The sequence below is a fragment of the Streptomyces acidicola genome (genome assembly GCF_009377235.1).
Lineage (GTDB): Bacteria > Actinomycetota > Actinomycetes > Streptomycetales > Streptomycetaceae > Streptomyces > Streptomyces acidicola.
On sequence record NZ_VMNX01000021.1, the window covers coordinates 1 to 14,448 of the forward strand.

13 protein-coding genes and 1 pseudogene are annotated in these 14,448 nt (G+C 71.1%); 3 read left to right on the plus strand and 11 right to left on the minus strand.

Annotated features, from left to right (window positions below):
- The 6 genes and pseudogenes from FPZ41_RS08995 to FPZ41_RS09020 form a co-directional block, all read right to left on the minus strand.
- Positions 1-2,084: pseudogene (locus FPZ41_RS08995) on the minus strand (hypothetical protein); the annotation flags it as partial.
- Positions 2,085-2,479: 395 nt separating this feature from the next.
- The gene (cbiE, locus tag FPZ41_RS09000) at positions 2,480-3,697 is read right to left on the minus strand and encodes a precorrin-6y C5,15-methyltransferase (decarboxylating) subunit CbiE (RefSeq protein WP_152860823.1); all 1,218 of its coding nucleotides are present in this window, start codon (positions 3,695-3,697) and stop codon (positions 2,480-2,482) included.
- A 232-nt stretch (positions 3,698-3,929) separates the two neighbouring features.
- The gene (locus FPZ41_RS09005; RefSeq protein WP_152860825.1) at positions 3,930-4,565 is read right to left on the minus strand and encodes a GNAT family N-acetyltransferase; all 636 of its coding nucleotides are present in this window, start codon (positions 4,563-4,565) and stop codon (positions 3,930-3,932) included.
- Between the two features lie 150 nt (positions 4,566-4,715).
- Positions 4,716-5,540, minus strand: a complete 825-nt coding sequence (locus tag FPZ41_RS09010) for a MetQ/NlpA family ABC transporter substrate-binding protein (RefSeq protein ID WP_322619990.1) — start codon at positions 5,538-5,540, stop codon at positions 4,716-4,718.
- 123 nt (positions 5,541-5,663) lie between these two features.
- A complete protein-coding gene (locus tag FPZ41_RS09015; protein ID WP_152860827.1) occupies positions 5,664-6,401 on the minus strand; it encodes a methionine ABC transporter permease in 738 nt (245 codons plus the stop codon).
- A complete protein-coding gene (locus FPZ41_RS09020) occupies positions 6,398-7,441 on the minus strand; it encodes a methionine ABC transporter ATP-binding protein (protein WP_322619991.1) in 1,044 nt (347 codons plus the stop codon). Before FPZ41_RS09020 ends, FPZ41_RS09015 begins: the two co-directional genes overlap by 4 nt.
- A 479-nt stretch (positions 7,442-7,920) precedes the next feature.
- Between FPZ41_RS09020 and FPZ41_RS09025 the strand changes: the two genes are divergently transcribed.
- Both FPZ41_RS09025 and FPZ41_RS09030 read left to right on the plus strand, forming a co-directional pair.
- The gene (locus FPZ41_RS09025; RefSeq protein ID WP_131568339.1) at positions 7,921-8,280 is read left to right on the plus strand and encodes a hypothetical protein; all 360 of its coding nucleotides are present in this window, start codon (positions 7,921-7,923) and stop codon (positions 8,278-8,280) included.
- Between the two features lies 1 nt (position 8,281).
- Positions 8,282-8,695: a hypothetical protein gene (locus FPZ41_RS09030; protein ID WP_152860829.1), complete on the plus strand. Its 414-nt coding sequence runs from the start codon at positions 8,282-8,284 to the stop codon at positions 8,693-8,695.
- Positions 8,696-8,706: 11 nt separating this feature from the next.
- Here the strand turns inward: FPZ41_RS09030 and FPZ41_RS09035 are convergent, their stop codons facing one another.
- From FPZ41_RS09035 to FPZ41_RS09045, 3 genes are all read right to left on the minus strand, one after another.
- Positions 8,707-9,210, minus strand: a complete 504-nt coding sequence (locus tag FPZ41_RS09035) for a GNAT family N-acetyltransferase (protein WP_152860831.1) — start codon at positions 9,208-9,210, stop codon at positions 8,707-8,709.
- A gap of 44 nt (positions 9,211-9,254) precedes the next feature.
- Positions 9,255-9,767, minus strand: a complete 513-nt coding sequence (locus FPZ41_RS09040; protein ID WP_322619992.1) for a sigma-70 family RNA polymerase sigma factor — start codon at positions 9,765-9,767, stop codon at positions 9,255-9,257.
- Between the two features lie 73 nt (positions 9,768-9,840).
- Positions 9,841-11,010 (minus strand): glycerophosphodiester phosphodiesterase, encoded by a 1,170-nt coding sequence (locus tag FPZ41_RS09045; RefSeq protein WP_152860834.1) that lies wholly within the window; start codon positions 11,008-11,010, stop codon positions 9,841-9,843.
- A gap of 375 nt (positions 11,011-11,385) precedes the next feature.
- Here FPZ41_RS09045 and FPZ41_RS09050 point away from each other — a divergent pair, with 375 nt between their 5' ends.
- On the plus strand, positions 11,386-12,060 hold the full coding sequence (locus FPZ41_RS09050) for a lysophospholipid acyltransferase family protein (protein WP_152860836.1): 675 nt from the start codon (positions 11,386-11,388) through the stop codon (positions 12,058-12,060).
- A 237-nt stretch (positions 12,061-12,297) separates the two neighbouring features.
- On the opposite strand, the gene FPZ41_RS09055 is transcribed toward FPZ41_RS09050, so the two are convergent.
- Positions 12,298-13,830, minus strand: coding sequence for an MFS transporter (locus tag FPZ41_RS09055; protein WP_152860838.1), 1,533 nt, complete (start codon positions 13,828-13,830; stop codon positions 12,298-12,300).
- A complete protein-coding gene (locus FPZ41_RS09060; protein ID WP_228022615.1) occupies positions 13,827-14,378 on the minus strand; it encodes a TetR/AcrR family transcriptional regulator in 552 nt (183 codons plus the stop codon). The genes FPZ41_RS09055 and FPZ41_RS09060 overlap by 4 nt, the downstream gene beginning before the upstream one ends.
- Positions 14,379-14,448: the final 70 nt, after the last annotated feature.

A 14,448-nucleotide genomic window follows, 5' to 3' on the forward strand; every position in this document is an offset into this window, starting at 1 on the left:
AGATGTGTATAAGAGACAGGCTCCGGCTCGGTCGGGGTCTGGGGTTCGGGCTCGGTCGAGGTCTGAGGTTCCGGCTCGGTGGAGGTGTGTGATTCCGGTTCGGTCGGGGGAAGCGCGTCCTCCGCGGTTGCCGCGGGCGGCTCGGTTGCCGGAGGCGGCTCCTCGGCCGTCATGGGTGCCGTGGGCTCTGCGACGGCCGGGGCGTCCTCAGGTGACGGCGTGGTGGGCACGGGGGCGAAGGGGGGCTGGGCGTTCTCCGGGAGCTGGGTGCCCTCCGGAGCCTGTACGACGTCGGGGGCCTCGTCCTGTGCGGGCACGGGCTCGGCCTGCTCGTCGACCGCTGCCGGGGCCTCCGTCTCCGGAGCCTGTGCGGGCTGCTCCTCGACGGGGACGAACTGCCCGCCGGGCGGTGCCTGGTCCACGGCATGCTGCTCAGGCGCCTCGGCCTGCGCGGTCACTTCGTCCGGCGCCGCGTGGAGCGGCTCGGAGGCGGTGGGTTCGGCCAAGGGGGCCTGTTCCTCGGCGGGGGCCAACTCCTGGTCAGGCAGGGGCTGCTGAGTGGGCGCGGTGTCCTGGACGGGCTGCTCCGGCGCGACGGGCGCGGGCAGCGGCTCCTCCGGAGCGGGCACGGCCTCGGCGTCGAGCGGCTGCAGGGCTGCCTCCGCCTGGGGCACGGTCTCCACCTGCGGCGCGGGCCCCGCGTGCGGAGTCTCCGGCTGGGTCACGGGGTCCACGGCGTGGCCGGTCGCGTCCTGGGAGTCCGTGTCCGGAACCTGGGACACGGCGTCCAGCATGTGATCGGCCTGAACGGCGAGTTGAGGGCCCTGCTCCGCGAGCTGCGGCTGTGGCGCGCTCGGGATGCCCTCCACGCCCGTCTCCGTCGCCTCGTCTCCAGGCGTCGCCTGGGCGGCAGGCGCCTCCTGCGCAGGCTGCGGGTCAGGCACCGGCTGGGGCGCCACCACCTGGTCCTGCACGACAATCTGTTCCTGCACAACCACCTGGTCCTGGACGGCGGCAGGCTGGTCCTCAACGGCGGCCTGCTGGTCCTGCGGGGCCGGCTGGTCCTGCGGGGCCGGCTGCTCCTCGACTGCCGCGACGGGCTCCGTCTCCGTCGGCTGTTCGGCCGGCACCTGCGCCGGCGTCTCGGCGGCCGGAGCCGCACCGTCGAACACCTGCGGGGCCTCGGCCACCGGGAACGCGCTCGGGTCGGGGGCCGAGGGATCCAGGGAGCCGTCCAGCGCGTGCAGGGCCTCGGGGTTGTGTACGGCCTCGGGGACCTGGGGCGAGAGCACCTCCCCCCTCACGGCGGGGGCGGGCGCTGCCGGCGACGCCGTACCCGCTGTCTGCCCGCCTGCCGGGACGACCGTTTCTGCTCCCGTCCCGTCCCCGGGCACGGCTCCACCGGCCGCGCTCCCGACAGGCGCCGCAGCGGACGGCACCGTTTCCACGCCTGCCGAAGCCTGCGGAAACCCGGTGGCCAGCGAGGAGGTCACCGGTACGGCCACCCAGGGCGACGCGGCCCGAGGTGCGGCCTCCGCGTGCTGCGGCACGTCGAGATACTCCGGACCCATCGCGGGCGACCCGGCCTGGCGGACCGCGCCGGGCGGGACCGGGGCACCGGCCGGGCCCCGGTCGGCGAGGGAGCGGACCGGGCTGGGGGAGCCGCCCGGGGTCGGCGGGCCGAGATGCAGCGGGCGGCGGGCCACCGGCGACTGCGGCACGGGCGTGGCGACCGGCGCGCGGCGGGGACCTGACGCGGTCGCGACAGCGGGCGCCTCGGGTGTCTCGGGGGCGACGGCGCTCGGACCGGGCGCACGGACGGCACTCACGTCGACGGCACCGGTGTCCCGGCCGTCCATCTCGTGCGGGCCCGGCTCGTGGACGACCTGGACGACGGACTCCGGGACCGGTGGGGTCGCTTCGTGGCCCCACGCGCCCTGCGCGCCCGGCAGCAGCAGCTCATCGTCCACGGCGGCGGTCTCGGAGAGGTAGGTGTACGCACCCGGCGCGTGGACGCCCGGTTGCTCCACCATGCCTGCGTTCTCCGGCAGCCCCTCGGCCGGGACCTGGCCGGTGTCGGTCATGCGTAACCCCTCGCCCATCCGTTAGTGCTCTTCGCCAGCTGGCTCGGAACGGCGCACCGACCGCCCCACAGTGGAGAACGAGCGTGCGTGCTCAGCGGCACGAGACGATCCGCCCGCAAGTCGACAAAGCCATTCCACATGGCATTGTCGCGGTCGTCCCGCCGTCGCGGCAGCTTGATCCGCAATGGCCCGCTGTGGCCTGCGCCACGTTGCGCGCCCTCCCGTTCCGCCGTACCACGACCCGCCCCAAACCGGGCGCGCTTTCCGGACATTGGACTACGAAGCACCTACCGCCCGAGTGCAGTACAACGATCCGCCAGCCTACCTCGCCGGTACGACAACAGGATCACTGGGAACGTCCGCACGGCCGCCCGTTCGCCACCCGACGCCACTCCTCAGCGAGGGGTTTCGCGCCGCGCGAGTTCCCCTGTGAGCAGGAACGCAACGCTCCGCTCCTTCTCCGCCCAGGCCCGCGTGTCGAGTTCGACGGACTGCACGAGGGCGCACTGGACCTCGTATCCGTGCTCGGTGAGGTCCCTGCCGATGAGTTCGGCGGCATCGCGGGTGGCCGCGTGCGTGACGATGCGCTGCGGGCGGCGGTCGGCAACCGCGGAGACGACGCGCGCTCCGCCGCCGCCGACGCGGACGACGTCGGGTTCGGGGAGGTTCTCCAGGATGTGCGGCGCGGTGCCGTGCACCACTTGGAGTTGGACGCCGAAGCGTCGTGCCGCGAGGGTCGTGCGGCCGCAGGCGTAGGGGGTGCGGTCGACGGCGATGACGGCGGCACCGCAGCGTGCGGCCTCGGTCGCGAAAGCGCCGCTGCCGCAGCCGATGTCCCACACGAGGTCGCCCACGCGCGGGCCGAGGCGGGCGAGTTGGGCCGCGCGCAGCAGATCGGTCTCGCCCTCGCCCAGTTCGCCGCCGTACTCGTCGGCGGGCAGCGCCCAGCCGCGCGGTCCGGCAGCGGGGTCGCGTCCGGCGATCCAGCCGCCGCCCTCGCCGGCGGTGACCGGGCCGCCCATGACGATGACGACGTTGGGGTCGCGCCAGGTGTGGTCGGCCGCCTTGTCGGAGGTCAGGATGGTGACCCGTTCGCGTTCGGTGCCGAGTTCCTCGCAGATGACGAAGGTGCGGTGGATTCCGTCGAGGAGCAGGCCGAGTTCGGCGGGTCCCGCACCGGGCGAGGTGAGGACGGCGACCTTGGTGTGGGCGCGGCATACGTTCACCGCACGGCGCAGGGTACGCCGGTGTGCCACGACCACCTGTGCGTCGTCCCAGGGCATCCCCGCGCGCGCGAAGGCGGCGGCGACGGACGAGACAGCGGGGACGACTTCGACCTCCAGGCCGTACTCGGGCGCCCGCAGGGTGCGAACGACTCCGAAGAAGCCGGGGTCCCCGTCGGCGAGGACGACGGCGGTGCCTCGGTGGCCGGCGATACGGCGGGCGGCGAGGGCGACGCTGCCGAGGCGGATGCGCTCGGCATGCGGGGGCACTTCGTCGAGCGCCAGGTGGTGGGCCGCGCCGGCCACGAGCGTGGCGGCACCGAGGGCGGAGCGCGCCGCGGCGGTCAGCGGCGAGCCGTCCCAGCCGATCACCGTGACCCGGTCGGCCATCGTCGTCAGTCTCCAGGGTTCGCGCAGGTTGTCAGGGGCAGCCCGGACAACGGGCTCCGTGAGGGTACCTGGTCGGGCCCGGGGGCGCCGCGCCGGTCGTACGGCAGAGGGCCGGGGAGTACCGGAGGGGCCTGGCCGGGAGAGCCCGAGCGCGTCGCGCCGGCGGTGGCGCGTGGGGCCGTCGTCGTGCCGTGGCGGGCGATGCCCAGGGGTCGACAGGGGGGCCGAGGGGTCAGTTCCAGATCGAGTACGAGGTGAAGCCGCCGGAGTCGGCCAGTTCCTCGCTGACGCCTTCGAGGTCCTCGGGGAGGAGGCTCCAGACGATGTAGTCGGTGCGGATCTCTGCCCAGCCCTCCTCGGTGCGGGCACGCGCTATGCACGCGTTGCGCAGGACGCCCTCGCTGATGCAGCCGATCTTCTGGGCCACCTGCTGGGAGGCGGTGTTGTCAGCGGCCGTACGGAGCTCGATGCGCTCGAACTTCTGGTCCCGGAACAGCCATCGGGCGGTGGCGAGCGCCGCTTCGGAGGCGTAGCCCTCGCCCCGCGCCCAGGGCGCGATGACGTACAGGAGTTCGGTGGACCGCACGTGCCAGTTGGTCTTGGTCAACTGGATGAGGCCGACCAGTCGCTGGGTCAGGAACTCGGTGACGGCGAGGTCGAGTCCGCGGCCCCCGGTGCGTTCACCGGGGGCGTACTCGGTGATCCAGGTGCGGGCGCCGTCCTCGGTGAAGGGCTGGGGGACGTCCGTCCAGGCCATGACCTGCTCGTCGTTCATCATCTCGGCCAGGGCGGGGACGTCGTCCTCGTCGAAGGGGCGCAGCACCAACCGCTCCGTGCTGATGGAGATGTCGGGGAAGGTGGTAGTCATGCGCCGCTCCGTAACTTCGGAAACCTTCGGGCCTGCTGAACTGCCCAGCATGCAGCATGAAAGCACTGAACCGCACGCGCGGGGTCCACTCCCGGTGAGGAGCGGACCCCGTGCGGTGACGTGGTGCGTGTGCCGGAGGTGGCGGGTGACTCAGAACGACGGAAGGACCGAACCGGCGTACTTGTCCTCGATGAACTTCTTCACCTCGGGGGAGGTGAGCAGCTTGGCGAGCTTCGTGACGCGCGGGTCCTTCTCGTTGCCCTCCTTGACGGCGAGGAAGTTGCCGTAGGGGTTGTTCTTCGGGGACTCCAGGACGAGCGCGTCCTCGGCGGGCTTCAGGTCGGCCTCGATGGCGTAGTTGCCGTTGACGACGGCGGCGTCCACGTCGTCCAGGGAGCGGGGGGTCTGGGCCGCCTCCAGCTCCTTGAACTTGAGGTTCTTGGGGTTCTCGGCGATGTCCGCGGGGGTCGCCGAGTTGTCCGCGCCGTCCTTGAGGGTGATGAGACCGTTCGCGGCGAGCAGCTTCAGGGCGCGCGCCTCGTTGACGGTGTCGTTCGGGACGGCGATGGTCGCACCGCTCTTGAGGGCGCCGACCTTCTCGACCTTGTTCGAGTAGAGGCCGAGGGGCTCCAGGTGGACCGTGACGACGGGCACGATGTGGGTGCCGTTCTTCTTGTTGAAGTCGTCGAGGTACGGCTGGTTCTGGAAGTAGTTGGCGCCCACGGAGCCGTCCTCCGTCGCCGTGTTCGGCGTGACGTAGTCGGTGAACTCCTTGACCTCCAGGTCGAGGCCCGCCTTCTTCGCCAGGTTGTCCTTGACGTAGTTGAGGATCTCGGCATGCGGGGTGGGGCTCGCGGCGACGATCAGCGGGCCGTCGGCGGAGCCGGAGTCCTTGTCCGCGCCGCAGGCGGTGAGCCCGAGAGTGAGGGCTCCTACGGCGACGACGGCGGTGGTGAGCTTGGCGGTGTTACGCACGAAAAGTGCCTTTCCTTTTGGGGTGGTACGACCCCGAATTCAAAGGGGGTCGGCGCGCAGCGCTGTCGTTGAGGGGTGGCGGTCGGGCGACGGGTGGGCGAACGGGGGGTCCGAGGTGGGATCTCAGGCGGCCTTGCCGGTGTCCGCGGTCGCGGGTTCCCTGACCTTGAGCAGGCGCAGCTTCGGGGCGGGGCCCGAGCGCCCGCTGCGCCGGTGCAGCCCGCGGGCCGCGTAGTCACCGGCGAACTGGATGAGTGAGATGACGACGGCGAGGATCGCCACGGTGATCCACATGAGCTCGGTCTCGAAGCGCTGGTAGCCGTAGCGGATGGCGATGTCGCCGAGGCCGCCCGCGCCGACCGTGCCCGCCATCGCCGAGTAGCCGATGAGGGCGACGATCGTGGTGGTGGTGCCGGAGATCAGGGAGGGCAGGGACTCCGGTACGAGGACCTTGCGGACGATCGTCCAGGTGTTGCCGCCCATGGCCTGCACGGCCTCGACGAGCCCGTGGTCCACTTCGCGGACGGACGTCTCGACGAGGCGTGCGAAGAAGGGGATGGCCCCGATGGCGAGCGGCACGATGGCGGCCTCACGGCCGATGGTCGTCCCCGTGATCCAGCGCGTGAAGGTCATCAGCGCGACCATCAGGATGATGAACGGCAGCGAGCGGGTCACGTTCACGACCTGCCCGATGACCTTGTTGGCCACGACATTCTGAAGGAGTTCACCGCGGTCGGTGAGCACGAGCAGCACGCCGAGCGGGAGGCCGCCGACGACCGCGATGAGCGTGGACCAGCCGACCATGTAGAGGGTGTCCCAACAGGCCTGCTCCAGCAGGGGCTGCATCTCCGACCAGGTCATTCGACGGCACCTTCCTTCACCAGTGCGGGCTCCTGTTCGCGGCCCAGGACGTCGATCTGGAGGCCCTGTTCACGCAGGAAGCCGATCGGTACGACGTTGTCCTCGTAGCGGCCGGGGAGTTCGACGCGCATACGGCCGATCTGCTTTCCGGCGACGGTGTCGATGGCCGCGCCGAGGATCGAGATGTCGATGTTGTAGGTGCGCGCGAGCTGGGAGATCACGGGCTGTGTGGCCGCCTCGCCGTGGAAGGTGACGTCGATGACGGTGCGGTCGTCCCCGGAGATGTTCCCGCTGACCGGGAAGAGGGCCGCGGCCAGTTCGGAGCCGGGGGTCGCGAGGAGTTCAGTGACCGTGCCGGACTCGACGATGCGGCCCTGCTCCATGAGGGCCGCGGAGTCGCAGACCGACTTGACGACGTCCATCTCGTGCGTGATGAGCAGGACGGTCAGGCCCAGCTGCTGGTTCAGGTCGCGCAGCAGCTGGAGGATGGATCGCGTGGTCTCCGGGTCGAGGGCGCTGGTCGCCTCGTCGGAGAGGAGCACCTTCGGGTCGCCGGCGAGGGCGCGGGCGATGCCGACGCGCTGCTTCTGGCCGCCGGAGAGCTGGGCCGGGTACGCCTTGGCCTGATCGGCGAGGCCGACGAGGTCGAGGAGTTCGAGCGCCTTGCGGGAACGTTCCTTCCCCGACCTGCCGAGGATTTCCAGCGGCAGCTCCACGTTGTCCTGGACGGTGCGCGAGGACAGCAGGTTGAAGTGCTGGAAGACCATGCCGATCCGGCTGCGCGCCGCGCGGAGTTCCCGGCCGGCCCGCGGGCCGCGCCCGGCCAGGGCCGTGAGGTCCCGCCCGGCGACGGTGACCGTCCCGGCGGTGGGCCGTTCCAGCAGATTGACGCAGCGGATCAGCGAGGACTTGCCGGCGCCCGACTGGCCGATGACGCCGTACACCTCGCCTTCCCGTACGTGCAGGTCGACGCCGTCGAGGGCGGTGACCTCACGGCCGCGTGAGCGGTAGACCTTGGTGAGGCCTGATGTGGTGATCACTGGGGGTTTCCATCACTGTCGAGTGCGCGGGCGTGGGTGTGCCCGGGCACGGAGGGGTGAGGTGCGCGCGGGCGGCTTGAGTCACGTACGGCGAACGGCGCACGGACATGCCGCAGCGGCTCGCTTCGGGGCGCGAGTCTCAGGACTGGTGCGGGGGCCCTCTAGAAGGCGCACATTCGACACAGACAACGAGCACCGGGCGTCAGGGTCGCCTCGGTCGCAGGGATGCGGCAGCTCGTCGTGGTCATGCGATCAGTAAACCAGACCCATGGTCCTGACACGGCACTCCTTGTCCGCATGATGGACAGTGATGGACAGCGCGCTCCGGGCCATCGTCCCTGGTCCGCGGGGTCGGTGGGCTGCGTGGGGGTCCGCCGGGTTGTGGTCAACGCCACGGTGGTCACGCCGGTGGCGAGCCCCGCGGCGGGGAGGCCGGGGGCGAGGGCGTGAGGGCTTTTGGCCCGTAATAGGGTCACGGCATGCTTGATGCCCTGACGGTGGCGACCGCCGTTGCCGCGCTGCTGCTCGCTGCCTGGTGCGGCTGGGCCGCGTATCGCGACCAGCCGACCAAGGACTGGCACTTCATCGGGATGGCCGTGGTGTCGGTGCTGGCCGTGGTGCAGCTGGTGGTCGGGATCGTGCAGTTGGCCCGCGGCGAGAAGCCGGACCAGGGCACCACGATCTTCGTGGCGTATCTGCTCGGGGCGCTGGCCTGCGTTCCCGTGGCCGGTTTCATGTCACTCGCCGAACGCACGCGCTGGGGCAGCGTGACCGTCGCGGCCGGCGGCGTGGTGCTCGCCGTGCTCCAAGTACGGCTCTACGACATCTGGGGAGGCTGAGATGGCGACCTCCGAGGAGGCCGGGGAGCGAACGCGGCTCATCAAGGGGCCGGGCATGCTGCTGGTCTGGCTGTACGGCGTGATGGTCGTCGGTGCGGTGTCGCGCTCCGCGGTGCAGATCTCCACGGAGTTCGAGCATGCGCCACTCGCGTACTCGCTGTCCGCGGTGGCCGGCCTGGTGTACGGGTTCATCACGTACTCACTGGTGCGGGGAGGGGAGACCGCCCGCAAGGCGGCACTCGTGTGCTGCGCCGCCGAGCTGTTGGGCGTGCTGGTCGTGGGGACGTGGACGCTCGTGGAGCCGTCCGCGTTCCCGGACGCGACCGTGTGGTCGGACTACGGGATGGGATACCTGTTCATTCCCGTACTGCTGCCGCTTTCCGCCGTGTACTGGTTGCGGAAGGGTGCGCGGTAGGAAGCGCGACCTTACGCCGTCGCCGCGTAGCTCCCCGCAGGGGCCGTCTTCTCCAGGACGATCATCGGGACCCCGTCCTCGCCCTTCGACGTGCCCACCGTCTCGTATCCCACCCGCCGGTACAGCCGCAGGTTCCCTTCGCTGCGGTGACCCGTGTGGAGGCGGAACCTCGTGGCGCCGCGCTCCTCGGCGAGGGCGGATTCTGCCGCGCGGAGGAGCCGGGCGCCTATCCCGTGGCCCTGGAGGCGCGGATGGACGCAGAGCTTGCCGATGGACGCGGCGCCGTCCTCGTCGATGCTGCCGTGGACGGAGCCGACCACCTCGTCACCCAGTCGGGCCACGAACACGCAGTCCGCGGCGACCGCTTCACGGACCGATTCGAGAGGCTGGACGAGCGGCTCGATGCGGTAGTTGCCGTACAGCGCGGCTTCACTCTGAAAGCACAGGTACTGCAGCCTGAAGATCTGCTCGGCATCCTGCTCGGTCGCCACGGAGATGGTCACGCTCATGCCCATGTGTGCACGCCTCCCGCTCACCTGTCGCCTGTTGTCCCCCACTCCTATCCCCGCGGTTCGCGGGCCGCAACCTCCGCAGCGAGCAAACGACGCAGACATCCCAGACATCTGGAACGTTCCGGCCCAAGGCTCCCCTGTGAGATACCCAACTCACCCGCGATCTCACGGTACGTAAGGTCCTGGGGAGACAGGAGCGCCGCGAGCAGCCGGGGACAACGCCCCGGCAGTCGGCGCACCGCCGCGTGAAGCGCCCGGCGGCGGGCGGCGTTGAGGGCCAGTTGCTCGGGGCCGTGGTCGCGGTCGTCGGCGGGCTCGTCGCACTCGCCGTACCGCCGTTCCCTGCGGGTCGTACGGCGGGTGCGGCGCACCTCGGAGCGGACGGCCCGGCGCAGCCACCCCTGCGGGTCCTCGGGTGGCCCCTCCGCGTCGAGGCGCTCCAGGAGGCGGAGCCAGACCGCCTGTTCCAGGTCGCCCGGCTCGGCTCCCCAGGCGTGCGCCTCGGCCGAGGCCTCGGCGGTGAGCAGCGGGCGCAGGGCGGCAACCAGGTCGTGTGTCACAACCGGCACGACGACGGCCGCCCGGGGCAGGGTTGCCCGAGCGGCCGTCTGTCACCCCAACGGGGCCTGTGGCTCAGCCGTTGACGAAATCCTCGCGGGCCAGGAGACCGGTGTCCGGGTTGTCGGTGAAGACGCCGTCGATGCCCGTGGCGAAGTACGCCTTGAAGGCTCCGAAGGCGTCGCCGTAGGCGTCCGCGTCCGTTCCCTTGCGGAAGTTCGCCGGGAGGAACGGGTTCTCGTTGCGCATCGTGTACGGGTGCAGGACCAGGCCCACCTTGTGGGCGTCGGCGACGAGCGTGGTGGGCGTGCCGAGGTTGCCGCTCGCGTCCTTCGGGATGACCAGGTCGAGCGTCGGGCCGATGCCCTGGGCGTAGCCGGCGATCTCCCGCAGGCCCTGGGGCTTGATCAGGTCGGCGACCGTGCGCGGGTCGCCCGTCACGACGAAGTCCCAGGGGCGGGTGTTCGCGCCGGAGAGCAGGACGACGAGGGGGTTGTCGATGAGCTTGTTCAGGCGCTGGACGCTGGTCGGCTCGAAGGACTGCAGGATGACCGGCGCGTTCCGCCTGTCCTTGCCGTACTTGCGCAGCAGTTTGGCGACCCGCTCCTCCAGGCCCAGGCCGAGCTCCCGGAAGTAGGTGGGGTGCTTGAGCTCGGGGTAGATCCAGACCTGCTTGCCGCGCTTACGGGTCTGCTCGTCCTGCCACTTCAGGACCTCTTCGAAGGTGGGGATCTCCCAGCGACCGTTGTAGAGGGTGCTGTGCGGGCGGTTGGCCGGGATGCGCTCGATGGCGCGCAGCGTCTTCAGCTCGGCGAGCGTGAAGTCCTCGGTGAACCAGCCGGTGGTGGAGACGCCGTCCAGCATCTTCGTGGTCCTGCGGCCGGCGAACTCGGGGCGGCTCGCGACGTCCGTGGTGCCGCCGATCTCCGGCTCGTGGCGGCAGACGAGGTGACCGTCCTTGGTGGGCACCAGGTCACCGGCCTCGACGATGTCGGCACCCATGTCGAGGGCCAGCTGGTAGGAGCCGAACGTGTGCTCGGGCCGGTAGCCGCTGGCCCCGCGGTGGCCGATGATCGTCGGCACGGGCAGGCTCTTCAGCCCGCCGCTCGCCGGCCGGGCGTCGGCGGCTCCCGCCGTGCCGGCCAGCCCGAGAACCGCTCCGCCCGCACCGAGCACCGCGGCCCCGAGCAGCGCCCGCCGCCCCGTCCCCCGGTCCTGCTGCTCGTACGACTCCTGCGTCCCCATAACGGCACTCCTTCACAAGACGCCCTGCACCTGTCAAAGCGGGACGATCGTAGGTGGCGCGAGATGACGTACGGGAGACCCGTGACGGAACACCCGGATGACGCTGGATGTCGTCCGGATGCCTTGCGGGACAGATGAGTTGACGCTCCGCCGGCTTGGGCCGGGCGGCCGGGGGTACCCGGCGGAGAACGCGGCGCGATCTCCGTCACACGAACGGCCCCGCCGTGGAAACGCTCATCGGGGCGCAACCGCAGGTAAAACTACGTCAACAGTACGTATCCAGTCCGTGAACCCGATGTGCGAGACCCCGGGAACCGCGAGTATCGTCCTCACCTGCACAGACTCCTATCGAACCCCTTGACACCGGAGGGCCCGTTGTCCCGCTTCGCGCTCATCAAGGCAGTGCTCGGACCGATCATGCGTCTGATGTTCCGCCCACGGGTGGAAGGTGCGGAGCACATCCCGGGGGACGGCCCGGTGATCCTCGCCGGCAACCACCTCACGTTCATCGACTCTATGATCCTTCCGCTGGTGTGCCACCGGCAGGTGTTCTTCATCGGCAAGGACGAGTACGTCACCGGCAAGGGGTTCAAGGGCCGGCTGATGGCCTGGTTCTTCACCGGAGTCGGCATGATCCCCGTCGACCGCGACGGCGGCCGGGGCGGTGTCGCGGCGCTGATGACCGGGCGGCGGGTGCTGGAGGACGGCCGGATGTTCGGCATCTACCCGGAGGGCACGCGCTCGCCCGACGGGCGCCTGTACCGCGGGCGTACGGGCATCGCTCGCCTCACGCTGATGACCGGTGCGCCGGTGGTGCCGTTCGCGATGATCGGCACGGACAAGATTCAGCCGGGGGGTGCGGGGTTGCCGCGGCCCCGGCGGGTCACGGTGCGGTTCGGTGAGGCGATGGAGTTCTCTCGGTACGAGGGGATGGACCGCGACCGGTATGTGCTGCGCGCGGTGACCGACTCCGTGATGGCCGAGGTCATGCAGTTGTCGGGACAGGAGTACGTGGACATGTACGCGACGAAGGCCAAAGAGGCCGCCTGACGCTCCGCTGGACAGGAGACTGCAGGTCGTTCGTCGGCTGCGGGTTCGTTGTAGCTGGTCGCTCCCCCACGTTCTCGGCTTCGCTCGAGCGGGGGAACCCTCATGAACAGGGGGACCCATCGGGGCGGAGCCGCACAATGTCACAGCCCCGCGCCTCTGATGAAGCGCCCCCTGAAGGGGCGCTTCCGTCGGTGGGCTCTCAGGGGCGCGCCCTCTGCCAGAGGCACACCCCCTCCCTCAGGGGTGCTCGGCCCCGTCCTCCAACCGTTGCCCGCGCAGCAGGAACCAGGACGCCACCGACGCTGCCAGCAGTACCGCCGCGCCGCTGCCCGCCGCGAGGGCGAGACCGTCGACGAAGGCCTCGCGGGCCGCCGCCATGAGCGCGTGCGCGCTGTCCGCGGGCAGGGCCGACGCCACCTCGACGGCACCGCCGAGGGACTCGTGCGCCGCGGCCGGGGTGCCTGGCGGGGCCGGGAAGCCCCGGTACACACCGGTGACGATCGAGCCGAGCAGGGCGATGCCCAGGGCCGCGCCCAACTCGTACGCGGTCTCCGACACCGCGGACGCGGCGCCCGACTGTTCCCTGGGCACGCTGGAGAGGATCACGTCGGCGGTCACGGTGAACGAGAAGCCCGCCCCGAGACCGACCACCAGCAGCGCGGTACCGATCAGCGGGTAGCCGGTGGACCGGTCGAGGAGGGTGAGTGCGGCGAGCGCCAGTCCGACCGCCGCGAGTCCGCCCGTGACCACGGACCGTACGGAGAACCTCCGGGCGCACGAGCCCGCGACCAGTCCGGCCACCACCGCGCCGACGGCGGCGGGCAGTTCGGCGAGCCCCGCCTCGAACGGGCGCATGCCCTGGACGAGTTGCAGATACTGCGACAGGAAGAACACCAGCCCCGACAGGCCGAGGACGCTCAGCAGATCGGCGAGCACGGCTCCGGAGAACCCGCGGTTGGCGAACAGCCGCATGTCCAGCAGCGGTGTGGGCAGCGTGAGTTGACGCCGGACGAACCGGTAGAGGGCGCCCGCGCCGAGCGCGGCGGCACCCAGCGCGCCCGGTGACGGGCCGTGGGCCGCAAGCTCCTTCACCGCGTAGACGACGCCGATCATGCCGACGAGCGACAGCGCGACGCTGGTCAGGTCCCAGGGACCGGGAGCCGGATCGCGCGACTCGGGCAGCAGCCTGGCGCCGACGACGACGAGAACGGCCATCACCGGCAGGTTGATCAGAAAGACCGAGCCCCACCAGAAGTGTTCGAGCAGGAAGCCTCCGACGACCGGGCCGACCGCCGCGCCGGCGGAGGCGGTGGCGCCCCAGACGCCGACGGCGAGGCTGCGTTCGCGCGGGTCGTGGAAGAGGTTCCGGATCAGGGCGAGCGTGGCGGGCATCAGGGTCGCGCCCGCGACACCGAGCAGCGCCCGCGCCAGGATCATCAACTCCGGTGTCGTCGCGTAGGCGTTGAGCACGGATACCGCGCCGAAGGCCGTGGCGCCGATCAGCAGCAGCCTCTTGCGGCCGATGCGGTCGCCGAGGCTGCCCATGGAGACGAGCAGGCCCGCGATCACGAACGAGTAGACGTCGCCGATCCACAGCAGCTGGGTGCCCGAGGGCTTCAGGTCCTCGCTGATGTACGGCGTGGCGAGACCGAGGACGGTCGCGTCGACGGCCACGAGCAGCACGGCGAGCACGAGGACGCCGAGCGCGAGCCAGCGGCCCGGGCGCTTCACCACCTCGGTCGTGGCCGCGGCCCGCAGGGCGCTGGTCATGGTTCCTCTCTCCGTAGTGCGCCGCCGAGCAGCAGCTCGACGATCATGAACTGGAAGTCCTTGCCGGCCACCCGGCCGTCGAGTACGGCCCAGGCGGCGGAGGCGATGAGCCCGTACAGGGCCTCTGTGAGCCAGGCGGGGGTGAGGTCGATACGGAACTCGCCGCTCTCCTGGCCGCGCCGGAACAGCGCGGCGATCCGGGCGTCGAGCCGGGCCCAGCCCTCGTTCTGGCTCTCGCCCTCGAACAGCTGGTACTCGCCGTAGAGGAAGGCGAGCAGCCCGGCGGCGGGTTCGAGCTCCCGGACGAGGCGCCGTACGGCGTCGCACGCCGGTCCCTCGTCGAGGCGGGCCGCGTCCAGGGCGGACTCGCACTCCTCGATGCCGAGCGACTCGAGCGCCCGGACGAGGGCGTCGCGCCCGGCGAAGTGGCGGTGCAGCGTGGCCCGGCTGATCCCGGCCGCCTTGGCGACCTCGTCCATGGTGGCGGTGGATTTCCGGGTCAGCAGGGCGGCGGCGCTGCGCAGCACGTGGTCACGATCGAGGGCCATGAGACAACCATAACGCACATGAGACATTGATGTCTCATTGCGGGCATGGGCGTCTCATGACCCTTCGGGC

What these genes read in the sequence shown, in the direction of transcription:
- FPZ41_RS09045 (WP_152860834.1), bottom strand. Translation starts at nt 11,010, where the DNA reads ATGGGGACGCAGGAGTCGTACGAGCAGCAGGACCGGGGGACGGGGCGG.
- FPZ41_RS09030 (WP_152860829.1), top strand. Translation starts at nt 8,282, where the DNA reads ATGGCGACCTCCGAGGAGGCCGGGGAGCGAACGCGGCTCATCAAGGGG.
- FPZ41_RS09005 (WP_152860825.1), bottom strand. Translation starts at nt 4,565, where the DNA reads ATGACTACCACCTTCCCCGACATCTCCATCAGCACGGAGCGGTTGGTG.
- cbiE (WP_152860823.1), bottom strand. Translation starts at nt 3,697, where the DNA reads ATGGCCGACCGGGTCACGGTGATCGGCTGGGACGGCTCGCCGCTGACC.
- FPZ41_RS09015 (WP_152860827.1), bottom strand. Translation starts at nt 6,401, where the DNA reads ATGACCTGGTCGGAGATGCAGCCCCTGCTGGAGCAGGCCTGTTGGGAC.
- FPZ41_RS09060 (WP_228022615.1), bottom strand. Translation starts at nt 14,378, where the DNA reads ATGGCCCTCGATCGTGACCACGTGCTGCGCAGCGCCGCCGCCCTGCTG.
- FPZ41_RS09025 (WP_131568339.1), top strand. Translation starts at nt 7,921, where the DNA reads ATGCTTGATGCCCTGACGGTGGCGACCGCCGTTGCCGCGCTGCTGCTC.
- FPZ41_RS09035 (WP_152860831.1), bottom strand. Translation starts at nt 9,210, where the DNA reads ATGGGCATGAGCGTGACCATCTCCGTGGCGACCGAGCAGGATGCCGAG.
- FPZ41_RS09055 (WP_152860838.1), bottom strand. Translation starts at nt 13,830, where the DNA reads ATGACCAGCGCCCTGCGGGCCGCGGCCACGACCGAGGTGGTGAAGCGC.